Origin of the sequence: Kineosporia rhizophila (genome assembly GCF_021277265.1) — a bacterium.
GTDB lineage: Bacteria > Actinomycetota > Actinomycetes > Actinomycetales > Kineosporiaceae > Kineosporia > Kineosporia rhizophila.
Window position 1 is genome coordinate 381,017 of record NZ_JAJSOH010000001.1, and the last position, 13,129, is coordinate 394,145.

General features: G+C 69.0%; 12 protein-coding genes. 4 read left to right on the forward strand and 8 right to left on the reverse strand.

All coding sequences use genetic code 11. The features are described from left to right. The first annotated feature begins 208 nt into the window (after positions 1-208). Positions 209-1,465, forward strand: coding sequence for a sodium:proton exchanger (locus LWF15_RS01745; protein ID WP_408622472.1), 1,257 nt, complete (start codon positions 209-211; stop codon positions 1,463-1,465). A gap of 61 nt (positions 1,466-1,526) precedes the next feature. Here the strand turns inward: LWF15_RS01745 and LWF15_RS01750 are convergent, their stop codons facing one another. Beyond that, a complete protein-coding gene (locus tag LWF15_RS01750; RefSeq protein ID WP_232808532.1) occupies positions 1,527-2,090 on the reverse strand; it encodes a DinB family protein in 564 nt (187 codons plus the stop codon). A gap of 305 nt (positions 2,091-2,395) precedes the next feature. Between LWF15_RS01750 and LWF15_RS01755 the strand changes: the two genes are divergently transcribed. Then, a complete protein-coding gene (locus tag LWF15_RS01755) occupies positions 2,396-2,644 on the forward strand; it encodes a hypothetical protein (protein ID WP_232808533.1) in 249 nt (82 codons plus the stop codon). Positions 2,645-3,159: 515 nt separating this feature from the next. Further along, positions 3,160-3,939, forward strand: a complete 780-nt coding sequence (locus LWF15_RS01760) for a hypothetical protein (RefSeq protein ID WP_232808534.1) — start codon at positions 3,160-3,162, stop codon at positions 3,937-3,939. 1,025 nt (positions 3,940-4,964) lie between these two features. Here LWF15_RS01760 and bldC read toward each other — a convergent pair. Continuing rightward, positions 4,965-5,174, reverse strand: a complete 210-nt coding sequence (gene bldC / locus LWF15_RS01765) for a developmental transcriptional regulator BldC (RefSeq protein WP_052533586.1) — start codon at positions 5,172-5,174, stop codon at positions 4,965-4,967. An 861-nt stretch (positions 5,175-6,035) separates the two neighbouring features. Between bldC and LWF15_RS01770 the strand changes: the two genes are divergently transcribed. Next, positions 6,036-6,248, forward strand: coding sequence for a DUF3073 domain-containing protein (locus LWF15_RS01770; RefSeq protein ID WP_232808535.1), 213 nt, complete (start codon positions 6,036-6,038; stop codon positions 6,246-6,248). A gap of 241 nt (positions 6,249-6,489) precedes the next feature. On the opposite strand, the gene purM is transcribed toward LWF15_RS01770, so the two are convergent. The 6 genes from purM to LWF15_RS01800 form a co-directional block, all read right to left on the reverse strand. Next, entirely contained in the window at positions 6,490-7,614 is a 1,125-nt protein-coding gene (gene purM, locus LWF15_RS01775; RefSeq protein WP_232808536.1) for a phosphoribosylformylglycinamidine cyclo-ligase, read from the reverse strand. 100 nt (positions 7,615-7,714) lie between these two features. Further along, positions 7,715-9,298 carry an amidophosphoribosyltransferase gene (gene purF / locus LWF15_RS01780; protein WP_232808537.1) on the reverse strand — a complete coding sequence of 528 codons (1,584 nt, stop codon included), beginning with the start codon at positions 9,296-9,298 and terminating at the stop codon, positions 7,715-7,717. Positions 9,299-9,384: 86 nt separating this feature from the next. Then, positions 9,385-9,732: a hypothetical protein gene (locus LWF15_RS01785; RefSeq protein ID WP_232808538.1), complete on the reverse strand. Its 348-nt coding sequence runs from the start codon at positions 9,730-9,732 to the stop codon at positions 9,385-9,387. Positions 9,733-9,748: 16 nt separating this feature from the next. Further along, on the reverse strand, positions 9,749-10,138 hold the full coding sequence (locus LWF15_RS01790; protein WP_285616581.1) for a sterol carrier family protein: 390 nt from the start codon (positions 10,136-10,138) through the stop codon (positions 9,749-9,751). A 51-nt stretch (positions 10,139-10,189) separates the two neighbouring features. Then, positions 10,190-11,482, reverse strand: a complete 1,293-nt coding sequence (locus LWF15_RS01795) for a DUF1501 domain-containing protein (protein ID WP_232808540.1) — start codon at positions 11,480-11,482, stop codon at positions 10,190-10,192. A 172-nt stretch (positions 11,483-11,654) separates the two neighbouring features. Next, positions 11,655-13,076 carry a DUF1800 domain-containing protein gene (locus LWF15_RS01800; protein ID WP_232808541.1) on the reverse strand — a complete coding sequence of 474 codons (1,422 nt, stop codon included), beginning with the start codon at positions 13,074-13,076 and terminating at the stop codon, positions 11,655-11,657. Positions 13,077-13,129: the final 53 nt, after the last annotated feature.

A 13,129-nucleotide genomic window follows, 5' to 3' on the forward strand; every position in this document is an offset into this window, starting at 1 on the left:
AGTGCGGAGTCAGGTGAGGATGGTCGACATCACGGCGCCCCGCAGACCGCGGGGAGCACGGTCATCCACCGCCGGCCCTTAGGCAGCTCGAAGGGCGCGGCGGCGAGCCAGACCTTCGGCCACAAGTCCGTTTTCTGGCCGGGTCACTCACCCTCGGCACCGCCCCCGGTGACCCGGCCGAAGCCGACCGAGGGAGCCGTCCGTCGTGATCACGACCACCGAAGCTGCTGCCCCACCCATGAGAAGTCCACGCCTGCTCATGCTCAGGTCGATCGGCCTGTGCACGCTCCTGGCCCTGCCCGCGATCATCACCCGGCTCTCCGGCGCCCACCCGGAACCGGTGCTCTCGATGATCCTCTACGGCGTGGCCGTGTTCGCCGCCTCGTTCCTGCTCGCCTGGGCCGCCGAGGCCGCCCAGGTGGACATCTCCGGCGGCCTGGCGATCGCCATCCTGGCCCTGATCGCCGTGCTGCCGGAGTACGCGGTCGACCTCTACTACGCCTACACCGCCGGCAGTAATCCCGAGTACGTGCAGTACGCCGCCGCGAACATGACCGGCTCGAACCGGCTCCTGCTGGGGCTCGGCTGGCCGGTCGTGGTGCTGGTGGGGCTGTGGGGCCTGCGCCGGCTGCGTGGGCGCACCACCCACGTGCTGCCCCTGAACCGGGGCAACCGGCTGGAACTGGGGTTCCTGCTGTTCGCCGGCATCTTCGCCTTCGTGATGCCGCTGACCGGCGAGATCCACCTGTGGATGGGCGTGATCCTGTTCGCCTGGTTCGCCTACTACGCCTACCGGCTGAGCCGGGGCGCGGTCGAGGAACCGCATCTGCAGGGCACTTCCGCGGCCATCGGCGGTCTGCCCCGGCGACAGCGCCGGCTCACCCTGTTCGGCCTGTTCCTCTTCGCCGCGTTCATCGTGATGATCGCCGCCGAGCCGTTCGCGCACAGCCTGGTCGACGCCGGGGCCGACCTCGGGATCGACGAGTTCCTGCTGGTGCAGTGGGTCGCCCCGCTGGCCTCGGAGGCGCCGGAGTTCATCATCGCGATCATGTTCGCCTGGCGGGGCAACGCCGGGGCGGCCCTGGCCACGCTGATCTCCTCGAAGGTCAACCAGTGGACGCTCCTGGTCGGGTCGCTGCCGATCGCCTACCTGGCCGGTGGCGGCGAGACGGCTCTGCAGCTGGACCACCGGCAGACCGAGGAGATGCTGCTGACCGCGGCCCAGACGATGATGGGGATCGCCCTCATCCTGGGGCTGCGGTTCCACCACTGGTCCGCCTGGATCCTGTTGCTGCTGTTCATGGTTCAGTTCCCGGTGACCGGGACCGACGGCCGGCTGATCCTGTCCGCCGTCTACGGGGCGATCGCGCTGGCGGCGTTCGCCTGGCACTGGCGGCACATCTGGCCGACGCTCAAGGCCCCCTTCGCCAAGCTGGAGGAGGCGGAGCCCGACTCCTCCCAGTGAGGGCGTTCTCCGCGCGGGGCCCTCGGGCCCCGCGCGCTCTCCCCCACGGCGCGCCCGGACTTCACCCCATGGTCTTCTGACCGTCGATCGACTCCCGGATGATGTCGGCGTGCCCGGAGTGCTGGGCGATCTCGCCGATCAGGTGCAGCAGCACCCGACGGGCCGACCAGGTGGCACCCGGGGTGAACCAGGGGGCCTCCGGCAGCGGGTGCGAGACGTCGAGGCTGGGCAGGGCGCGCACCACCGACTCGGTGCGCGCGGCCACTTCCTCCCACTCCGCCAGCACGCTCTCCAGCGTCTCGTCACCGACCAGCCGCCACCCGTCCACCCAGAAGCCCGGGTCGGTCTCCCAGCCCTCGGGGAGAGCCATCGCCGCGGTGCCCTCGACGATGAACCGGGCCCAGTCGTTCTCGGTGTCCTTCAGGTGCTTGGCCAGCCCGACCAGCGTGAGCTGGCTGGCGGTGGGCCGGGAGCCGACCTGCTCGGCGCTGAGCTTCTGCAGGGTGAAGCGGAAGAAGTGCCGACGCTCGGCCAGCGTCTCGAGCAGCTCGGCGGCCTCCTGAGCCGGTCCGGCCGGTCCGGTGGGCTGGGAAGCGTCCTGGGCGGCGGTCTGAGTGATCGACATCTCGGTCTCCTTCGCAGGCTGGCCGACCCGCGTTCTCGGGCCGTTGGAAGAACCGTAGAGAGCCTTTAGGTCAGTTTCTTTCCGCATGAGACCCGTTCCGGGCAGCTCTTCGGCCGATTCCGCCACGACGGGCTGATCGTGACTCACCGTCAGTAATAGCGGCTCGAGTAGTCCGCTGTCTGGAGTAACCTGGATCTCGTCGGCGGCATACCCGACATGATCGTCACGTTGTGGTAAGGGCGCGGAGCACGACGCGGTACCCCGCATCCACCACGCAAGCACTACGTTCAGGATCGTTGCTTCCCATGGCTGAGAACCTCACCACCGCCGACCTCCCTCAGTTCGTCGCCGTTTCCCCGGGCACCGTCCTGGAGAGCGGGCGGTTCGAGCTCAGGGTCACGATTCCCTCCAGCCGCTTCACCCGGAGCACGCAGGTCGACGTGAACCACAGCGCCACCGTCGCCTCCATCGAGCGCAACCTCAGCGACCGCTACGGCGAGTGCGTCGAGGTGGTCAACGCCCGATGCATCAAGAGCAGCATCAAGAGCAGCTGAGAGCTCACACTTCAGACCCGTCGTACGAGGCCGGTCGGGGGCATCTACCCCCGCGCCGGCCTCAGTGACGTCCACCCCTGGTCACCGGCGTGAGCCAGCCGGACACGAGTGGTGTTCGTGGGTTTCACCAGCTCAAATTTGCCCTATCCCGGCCTTATCAATCTGCCGAACGGTGCACGTGACTGCGCTTCCTGCAGCAAGCTAGGAGCGCCGAAACTGACGTCGGGAAGCCGGGGGGATCAGCATGTGCGAGGCACGGGGAGAACCTGCCGGCGAACGGGCAGCAGATGGAGCCGAAGGGGCAGCATTGCTGCTCCTGATGTCGCCTCAGGCAGGATCTGCCTGTTAGCGTCCGATGAGTAACGCCTGCGAGCCATCGCCCGATGTACAGCATAGTGCACTTCCCGTGGCGAACCGGGCGAGCCGGTCAGCAGGTCCTCCAGCCCCAGTCAGACAGCCCCCAGCCAGACAGCACAGACAGCGCGGAGTTCGGCTCCGGCAGACGAGAGCGAGCCATGAGGTACGTCGGTAGACATCGGGCGCCCCGCCCCCTCTTGCTGCGCCGCCCCATCGTCGGTGGGGTCGCAGCGGCCGTTGTCGTGGTCGTTCCCGCCTGGGCGGTGACCGGTCCGCTGAGCGGTCCTACCGACAAGACCCGCAACGCCTCGGTCAACCTCGCCGACGGCACCGAACTGCCGGCCTCCACCGACGCCTCGGCCGACGACGAGGACATCGACACCGCCGACGTGCCCACCACCGGCCCCACCGGCTCCCCGTCGGCCGGGCAGGAGGTCAAGACCCGCACCGAGGTGGTCACCACGACCACCACCGACGCCGCGGGCAACCCGGTGGTCACCTCCACCACGCGCACCGTCGTGATCCCGCCCGACGAGGACGAGCCGACCGGCAGCAACCCGACGAAGACCACGAAGACCACCAAGCCGGGCAAGCCGTCGAGCACCACCAAGACCACGACGTCGAAGCCGACGAAGACCACCAGCCAGCCCACGAAGACCACGTCGAAGCCGACCAGCACCTCCACCACCACGAGCAAGCCTCCGGTGGAGACGTCGGAACCCACGTCCGAGCCGACCAAGACGACCGACGAGCCGACCAAGACCACGCCGGTCGAGACCACGAGCGACGACGAGACCACGACCAAGCCCGACACGGTCGGCATCGACACGAGCTCGACCACCACCTCGGCCACGGAAACGGCCTCGACGACCGCCTCGAAGGCGATTCTGACCCTGGCCGCGCTGGCCGACCCGACCAACCTTCTGGGCTGGTCGTAGGCCGGTTCACTGCCCGCGCACGGCACGGAGCCGGCCACCGGTCGGTGCTGATGGGGTGCCCGCTGCACCAGCGGACCCAGAATTCACGTCGGGCCCGATCCGCCCGCCCGCCACCGGCGAACCCGGAACTCACGTCAAGCTTGATCCGCCCGCCCCGCCACACCCGGCAAACCCGGAGCTCACCTCGGGCCTGATCCGCCGCCCCGTCACACCCGGCGAACCCCGGAACTCACCTCAGGCCTGATCCGCTCGCCCCGCTACACCCGGCGAACCCCGGAACTCACCTCAGGCCCAATCCGCTCGCCCCGTCACACCCGGCGAGCCCAGAACTCACCTCTGGCCTGATCCGCCCGCCCCGCCACCGGTGAACCCGGAAACTCACGTCGGGCCTGATCCCCCACCCCGCCACACCCGGCGAACTCAGAATTCACATCAGGCCGGTCGGCCATCCGCCGTGCCGGATGCCGCGGCTATCACCTGCGGCTCGGCTCGACCAGGGCCCCAGTTCGCCCGGTGCTGCGTCCAGTCGGCCAGAACGTGAGTCTGGTCCAGTTCGACCAACACTTCACCGAGCAGCAGTTCCAGGACGTGGCAACGCCGGCCTGACACCCTCCGCGAATCGCATCACATTCATGATCTGCGATCGCATCGGGCCAGCTGCCTGTCGCAAGGCCGGCAATGAGCCGTCCGACCAAACCACCAGGCCACCCCAACAACAACAGCCAGGCTCTGGATCACCAATTACCTCTCCGGCTCCAAGGCACTGAACGCCCCAGGCGGACTTCACGTGGGAGCGGGCCTTGAGAGGCGAACCTCAGCAGGCTCCCGGACGCACCTGCGCGTGCCCCCTGCCGTCGGAACCCCGGCAGAACGTTGTCGAGAAAACAGAACTTGGCTCGGACAAAGTCATATTCGCCCGCGAGTGGGTGTTTTCCACTAGCCTGCTATGAAAAGCCGAAAACCGCCGAGGCCCTGGTCGGCCCCGGCGGTCACGGGTTATCGGGTGTTGTCGTCGTGGACCTTGTTCAGTCCTCGTCGAGCCTCTGCTGCGGGATCCCAGCCAGCAAGGCCCGAACTTCCGACTCGCGGTAGCGGCGATGGCCACCGAGCGTTCGGATCGAAGAGAGCTTGCCGGCTTTGGCCCACCGGGTGACGGTCTTCGGATCGACACGGAATAGCGCGGCAACCTCAGCCGGTGTGAGCAGCGGCTCGGCGTCGGGCGATCGGGTGGTCATGTCAGCCTCCATGAACGGGGCGGATACCCCGGCTTCCGACATCGTGCCTTGTTAGGACACGTCGCGGGAACAATCCAGACGGATGATCCCCCATCAGGAGGAAGCATGACGTTGGTTGTGTACGTACGGTCACGGCATGGCACCTTACAGTGATCGAACCACGAATGTGGCCCATCCGACACGCCACGCGGGTCGGTTCTAACCTTCGCTCTCGTGAGCACTCCCTCGATAGGCGATCTGCCTGCCGAACACCGCCTACATGCCCCGCAACCGGGCTGGACGTTCTTGGCCAGACCACAGCAAATCCCCTCGAGAGCGGCGTGTACCCCACTAAATCAGCCATCACTGTGTGGAGCATCCCCGAAGCACTCAGATCCATATTCTCAGATCCGAAGAGGACGAAGCGTCACGGTACGACTTCTGAGTGAAGTGACACCTGTGAGTGACGCCTGACTCACGGTCTATCGCTGGTGACCACGAGCCGACCCCCCGGCGATCGCGAACAGCTTCGCGGCGTGTTGCCTACGATTAGGACATAGCTATCAAACCATGCGGAAGCGCCGATCGCTGCCCCCGCCCGTCATGTGAGACCGGCCACTGCCCGGACAGGCAACAACGAGCCGGCCGGGCTCTCCCGGAGCGGCGGGGTGAGCGTCCCACGCAGGTTGCACGTAGGATGGGCAGTGCAAGCCCGCGGTCGGCAAACGGGTCACGGCTTCCCCTGGGTGGGTAAGCCGTTCCAACCGGGATGCCGGAACCGCACCAGACGATGTAGCGTTTGGCGTCACGAGAGACTGATGACCACTCCGGGGCCGCGCCATGTGCGCCTGCGCCGGGTCGACGTTTAAGGGGGTCGACGCCATGGGGCGCGGCCGTCAGAAGGCCAAGCAGACGAAGGTCGCTAGGGAGCTGAAGTACTACAGCCCCAGCACCGACTATGACGCCTTACAGAGGGAACTCGGCCATGGGGACCATCGCTCGAGCCCGCCCGTGGACGACACGGATGCCGGGCGCGAAGACGACGGCGAATATGACGAGTACGCGGACTGGGCATCCAACGGTCGTCGTCATTGACTACTGACTCGATCCCCGGTGCCCGTCGGGTGCCGGGGATCGAGTCTGTCAAGGTGACTCCGGTGGACAGCTGGTCTTCCTGAGCACAGGTCGTCTGCACCAGGCGATGAGAAGTACGCATGCTGACCTGCCATGACGAGGTGGCTGGTCTTTCCATGCTCGAGACGGGTCCGGCACCTTCGGGTGCCGAATCCGTCTTTCTCATGCCCGCGTACCTGCCGCCTACCGCCTGAGCCGCCGCTCAGGCGCCGCGGTACTCCCCGACCAGCCGGACCGAACCGCCGTCCACACCCTTGGTGCCCTGGACGGTGCCTTCGCCGGTCTGCCCGTCGGGCGCCGAGACCTGCCCCAGTACCCAGGCGGGAAGGTTGCGGCCGGCGAAGATCTCCAGCGCGCGGTCGGCCACGGCCGGATCGACCACCAGGACCATGCCCACCCCGAGGTTGAACGTGCCCTCGGCGTCCAGCAGCGGCACCGAACCGAGCTTCATGATCAGGTCGAAGACCGGCTGCGGGGCCCAGGTGGAGCGCTCGAGGACGGCGCTGGTGCCCGCCGGCAGGACCCGGGCGAGGTTGGCCGCGAGCCCGCCCCCGGTGACGTGTGACACCGCGTGCAGGTCGTGGCCCAGCGCCTCGGCCGCGGCCAGGACGTCGGCGGTGTAGATCCGGGTGGGCTCCAGCAGCTCCTGGCCGATGGTGCGGCCGAGCTCGGGCACCTCCCGCTCCAGCGACCAGCCGGCCTGCTTCAGCACGCCACGCACCAGGGAGTAGCCGTTGGAGTGCAGACCGGACGAGGCCAGGCCGATCACCACGTCGCCGACCCGCACCCGCTCGGGTGAGAGCACCGACTCGGCCTCGACCACCCCGGTCGCCGCCCCGGCGACGTCGTACTCGTCCGCCGCCATCAGACCCGGGTGTTCGGCCGTCTCGCCGCCGACCAGCGCCGTACCGGCCAGCTCACAGCCCTTGGCGATGCCGCTGACGATGGCCGCGATGCGCTCCGGCACGACCTTGCCGACCGCGATGTAGTCGGTCATGAAGAGCGGACGGGCCCCGCACACGACGATGTCGTCCACCACCATGCCGACCAGGTCGATCCCGATCGTGTCGTGGATGTCCAGGGCCCGGGCGATGGCGATCTTCGTGCCCACGCCGTCGGTGCTGGTGGCCAGCAGCGGCCGCTGGTACCTGGTCAGGAAACTTGCGTCGTACAGGCCGGCGAAGCCGCCCAGGCCGCCCAGGACCTCGGGGCCGTGGGTGCGCCGCACCGACGCCTTCATCAGCTCGACCGCCCGGTCACCGGCCTCGGTGTCGACACCGGCGGAGGCATAGGTCAGGGCCGTGGTACCCGGCTCGGCTGAAGCCACAATGATCACCTTACTTGGTTCAACGGCCGACGGACCGTCGTCGTCACCGTCGCGGGGACGGGAGGAACGGTCTACGCCGGAGGACGGAGGCTGACGTTCGTCAGGGACGGGAGAGCGCGTCGACGGCGCCGCCGGCCAGGCCGGTGGAGACACCTTCGGCGTCGCGGTGGCCCTGCGGCGCGCGGTCGCGCTGCGAGATCTCCAGGCCGAGAGGGAGCTGCGGCTGCTGCTCCAGGGCGTGCTTGCCCAGGTGCTCGGAGTCGGGCAGCTCGATCGGGTACTCGCCGGTGAAGCAGGCGGTGCACAACCGCTCACGCTTCTGCTCGGTGGCCTCGACCATGCCGTCCAGCGAGATGTAGCCCAGCGAGTCGGCGCCGATACTGGCGCGGATCTCCTCCACGCCCAGCCCGCTGGCGATCAGCTCGGCCCGGCTGGCGAAGTCGATGCCGTAGAAGCACGGCCAGGTGACCGGGGCCGAGGAGATGCGCACGTGGATCTCGGCGGCGCCGGCCTCGCGCAGCATCCGGACCAGGGCCCGCTGGGTGTTGCCGCGCACGATCGAGTCGTCGACCACGACCAGGCGCTTGCCCTTGATCACGTTCTTCAGCGGGTTCAGCTTCAGCCGGATGCCCAGCTGCCGGATGGTCTGGCTGGGCTGGATGAACGTGCGCCCGACGTAGGCGTTCTTCACCAGGCCCTGGCTGAACGGGATGCCCGACTCCTGGGCGTAGCCCACCGCGGCCGGGGTGCCGGACTCGGGCACCGGGATGACCAGGTCGGCCTCGACCGGGTGCTCCTGGGCCAGCTTGCGGCCCATGTCGACCCGGGCCTCGTGCACCACCTTGCCGTTGATCGTGGTGTCGGGCCGGGCCAGGTACACGTACTCGAAGATGCAGCCGGTCGGCTTGGCCTCGGCGAAGCGCTGGGAGCGCAGGCCGTCGGCGTCGATCGCGATGAACTCGCCCGGCTCGACCTCCCGCACGAACGCGGCGCCGACGATGTCCAGCGCGGCCGTCTCGGAGGCGATCACCCAGCCGGTCTCGAGCTTGCCGATGACCAGCGGGCGCACCCCGTGCGGGTCACGGGCGCCGTAGAGGGTGTGCTCGTCCATGAAGACGAAGCTGAAGGCCCCACGCAGGTGCGGGAGCACGTCCAGCGCAGTGGTTTCCAGCGTGTGATCCGGGTCACCCGCGAGAAGGGCGGTCACCAGGGCGGTGTCGGTGGTGTTGCCGTTGACGATCTCGCCCCGGTCGGGCGTGCCGTAGCGCTGCGCCACCAGCTCGCGCAGCTCGTGCCCGTTGACCAGGTTGCCGTTGTGCGCCAGGGCCACCGTGCCGGCGGCCGTGTCGCCCAGCGTGGGCTGGGCGTTCTGCCAGGTCGAGCCGCCGGTGGTGCTGTAGCGGGCGTGACCGACCGCGATGTGCCCACGCAGGGAGTCGAGAGAGGTCTCGTCGAAGACCTGGGAGACCAGGCCGATGTCCTTGTAGACCAGCAGTTGCTTGCCGTTGCTGACGGCGATGCCCGCTGCCTCCTGGCCGCGGTGCTGAAGTGCGTACAGGCCGTAATAGGCCAGTTTCGCCACTTCTTCACCGGGGGCCCAGACTCCGAAGACTCCGCAGGCGTCCTGCGGGCCCTTCTCGCCGGGAAGTAGTTCGTGCGAAAGCCGTCCGTCGCCGCGCGCCACGTCATCGAGTGTCGCACATCCGGAGGAGGTCGCAGCATCGGCCGGAAGGACAGACCCTCGCCCGACCGGCCCGGCGCGCTTGCGGATCAGCCCTTCCGGCGGTCCAGGAGAACGGCCAGACCGCAGCCGAACAGGGCGCCCAGCAGGCCGAAAATGGCCACGAAATAGCCCAGAATGGTGCGCTCGGAGTAGGTGCTGGTGGCCTCGAACGACAGAGCCAGCACCGCACCGAGGAGGACGCCCACGAGCACGCCTGTGAATCCGAACGCACGGTAACGCGGGGCCCGCCGCAGGCGGTACCCGGCCGGCTCCGGCGCCTCGGCCTCAGGCGTCACCTCAGGAGCCTCCGGCTCGCTCGGTTCAGCCGGCCCGGCCGCGCCGGTCGTGTCGTCCTCGTCGATCGGGCTCACGGACAGTCCCTTGCTCTCAGCCACCCCACGACGGTACCGACTACCGGGAAGTCTCGGAGAGGAGACCGCCGAGCGGCAGCAGATCGGACAGGTCGGCGCGCTGCCCACTGGCCCGCACCCGTCCGTTGTATGCGGCGTCGGCCCAGCTCAGCCGGCCGGAGACGAGCTCCAGCCAGGTCTGCGGATCGGTCTCGACCACGTTCGGCGGGGTACCCCGGGTGTGCCGCGGCCCCTCGATGCACTGCACGGCCCCGAAGGGCGGCACCCGCACCTCGGTGGTCGGCCCCGGCGCCCGGGCGGCGATCTCCTCGAGGGTGAACCGCACCGCATTGGCCAGAGTGGCCCGCGGCACCCCCGTGGGCTCGGCCGCCCACGCCGCCAGGGCACCACGCCCCACCGCCGTATCGATCTTGCGTTTCCTCACCACCACGTGCTCATTTTGTGCCCTAGCGGGCCGACGCCCCAATCGGGAGCGCCTCCCTCAGGCCGCCTTCATCACCCCGAGCGGCGAAACCCCCTGCAGCCCGGGGAAGATCTGCGACAGCGATCCGGCCCCGCAGCGTTTCTGCAGGATCTCGCCGAGGATCGCGCGGTAGTCGGTGGTGCCGGCCAGGTCGCCGTCCACCAGGTCACCGTCGGCCAGGCCGGGCCAGCGGCCGTGCACCCGGCCGCCGTTCACCCCGCCGCCCAGCAGCAGCACCGCATTGCCGTGCCCGTGATCCACCCCGCCGGAGCCGTTCTCGACCACCCGGCGGCCGAACTCCGAGAGCGTGACCACGGTGACCTTCCTGAACCGGCTGCCCAGGTCGGTGGCGAAGGCGGCGAGGGCCTGGGCGAGGTCGTTCAGATGGTCGTGCATCCAGCCGCTGTCGGCCGAGCCCATGTTCGCGTGCATGTCCCAGTCGCCCTCGTCCACGCAGGCCACCTGCAGGCCCACGTCGGCCTTGATCATCCGGGCCACGTCGCGCAGGGCCTTGCCGAGCGCCGAGTCCTTCGGGTAGCGGGCCCCGCCGGCCGGGGTGTACTTGGCGGCCGCCAGGGCCGCGGTGGTGCTGGTGGCGCCGAGGGTGGCCTGGGCCGGGGCGGCGATCGAGGCCGGGGCGCCGGCGTTCATCGCGGTCAGGGCCTTGGTCCAGCGCTTGCGCTCGGCGGTGTCCCAGGCACCGGCGATGGTGAAGGAGTCCAGGCTGCCCATGGCCATCTCGGCCGAGGGCCCGGCCAGGGCCAGCGGCACCTCGTTGGACCCGACCTGCGAGGCCTGGAAGATCGTGCCCCGGGCGCGGCTGCCGAGCGTGCGGTCCAGCCAGCCGGTGCGCAGGCTGGAGCCGGGCGCCGCGCGCTCCAGCTCCTGCATGGCCTGGAAGTGCGACCGGGTCGGGTTGTCCTGGCCCACCGCGTGCACGGCGCCGAAAGTGCCCGCGTCCCAGAACTTCTTCAGCGGGGCCAGGGCCGGGTGCAGGCCGAAGATGCCCCCGGCCGGGATCAGCGAGCGCTCCGGGACACCGATCGTGGGGCGGGCCTCGAGGTAGGCCGGGTCACCGATCGGCACGACCGCGTTCAGGCCGTCGAAGCCACCCCGCAGCGAGAGCACCACCAGCACGTCGCCGGTATAGGCGGCGGGGCTCGCGGCGAAGGCGAACTGGGCGTTGAAGCCGTCCACGGCCGTCATCACCCCGCCCAGGGCACCGGCGGTGGCCAGGCCGCGCAGCAGGCTGCGGCGCGAGAGTCCGGTGGAGGCGGCGTCGGGGCACTGGCAGTCGGAGAGGGTACTCATGCAGGTGGTGGTGTCCTCAGGCGTCGAGTCGGTCTGGCGGCGGATGTCGTCGGATCGGCGGGGCGTCGGGTCACATCGGTGCTACTGCCGACCTGTCGGTCGTCGTCGCCGCTACCTGAGTGGAACCGAAGTGAGCCGGGCCACCTGCGAGGCCCACCAGCGTCCTCAAGCTCTAACGAAGTGCGTGCGCAGGTGAGTCGAGCAGCAGACTCACCACGTACGGCAGCCGCCAGCCGATGATCACACTGTCCTTCTTGACCGGACTCGCGGGGGTGATCCGGTGCCACTCGTCGGAGAGGAAGTCGCAGATCGCGACCTGCTGGACCTGGGTGGCCTTGCGTTGCAGCAGCCGCTCGGAGAGAACGTTGATCAGCGCCCCGTGCGTGGCCGGCCGGGGGTTCGGGATCATCGCCGAGAGATTCGGGCCGACCAGGGTTTTCGGCCAGAACCGAGCTGCGATGTTGAGGTGCGAGTTCCAGCGCGCCAACGTTCCCGCCGGTGACTGCCAGGCACTGGCCACGTCGGGATAACCGTTCGGCGGCCCCCAGTAGAGCGGGCAGTGGCCCATGTCCAGGATCATCCAGTGCAGGCTCTCGATGCCTTCGGTGCCCTTGGCGTCCGGCTTCATCCCGAGGATGCGCATAGTGGCCACCAGATCCTCGTACGGCCGGCGCAGCTTCTGACCTGATGAGGTGGCGAACTCCCTGCTGCCGAACAACTCTCGCAGAACCGGGACGATCGCGGTGTCGTTCGCCAGGTAGGTCTCGGCGAGCCGGGTCACCAGTGCGGCGGGCGGGTTGTCGGCGACGAACCGCAGGCACAGCTTGTAGGCCAGCTGCCGGGCGGTGTTCTCGTGCCGCGCCAGGTAGTTCAGGTACCTCACGGCCAGTTCCTGACCGCCCTCGGCGGTCGGGTTGGGATCCGAGAAACCGAGAACGCCTACCGGGCCGACGAAATGACGTTTGGGGCGGTAGGTGGCCTCGCCGGAACCGTCGGTGCCGAAACCGGTCAGGATGCGCGCACTGTCCTTCACGTCGTCCTCGGTGTACCCGGTCCCGACCCCGACGGTGTGCAGTTCCAGCAGCTCGCGGCCCTGGTTCTCGTTCGGGTGATCCTTGGTGGAGGAGGCGTTGTCGAGATAGCTCTGCATCGCGGGGTGCAGGCTGGCCGCCACCAGCAGGTCGCCGAACCGGCCGAAGGTGTGCTCGCGGATCACCCGGTCGTAGTCGGCGCGCGAGTCCCAGACGTCGCCGGAAGGGCAGGTGACATTGAGGTGGTTGGACCAGAACTCGACCATCAGCTCGAACAGCTGGCGCTCGCTCCAGATCGCCCGGACCATGGTGGCCCGGGTGAGTTCCAGCATGACGTCCCAGGATCCGAAGTTCTTGGCGTACTCCTGGCGGATCTTGGCGATCGGCCACTTCACCCGGGGGAAGCGGCCGAGGATGCCCTCCACGTAGCTGTCCGGGATCTGCGCGGGCGTGAGCTGGCGGTCCAGCCAGGCCTTGCGGCCCATCTTCTGCGCCTCGGCCAGCAGCGCCGGGGTCGGTCCGTAAGTGGCTCGTCGGAGCAGGAGAAGGGTCTGGGCGTCCATTGGCCTGCCTGTCGGCATCCGTCCGGGTTGCCTTAGCGGCCGGGCGGGTGAGG

What these genes read in the sequence shown, in the direction of transcription:
- LWF15_RS01760 (WP_232808534.1), top strand. Translation starts at nt 3,160, where the DNA reads ATGAGGTACGTCGGTAGACATCGGGCGCCCCGCCCCCTCTTGCTGCGC.
- LWF15_RS01800 (WP_232808541.1), bottom strand. Translation starts at nt 13,076, where the DNA reads ATGGACGCCCAGACCCTTCTCCTGCTCCGACGAGCCACTTACGGACCG.
- LWF15_RS01755 (WP_232808533.1), top strand. Translation starts at nt 2,396, where the DNA reads ATGGCTGAGAACCTCACCACCGCCGACCTCCCTCAGTTCGTCGCCGTT.
- LWF15_RS01770 (WP_232808535.1), top strand. Translation starts at nt 6,036, where the DNA reads ATGGGGCGCGGCCGTCAGAAGGCCAAGCAGACGAAGGTCGCTAGGGAG.
- LWF15_RS01795 (WP_232808540.1), bottom strand. Translation starts at nt 11,482, where the DNA reads ATGAGTACCCTCTCCGACTGCCAGTGCCCCGACGCCGCCTCCACCGGA.
- bldC (WP_052533586.1), bottom strand. Translation starts at nt 5,174, where the DNA reads ATGACCACCCGATCGCCCGACGCCGAGCCGCTGCTCACACCGGCTGAG.
- LWF15_RS01750 (WP_232808532.1), bottom strand. Translation starts at nt 2,090, where the DNA reads ATGTCGATCACTCAGACCGCCGCCCAGGACGCTTCCCAGCCCACCGGA.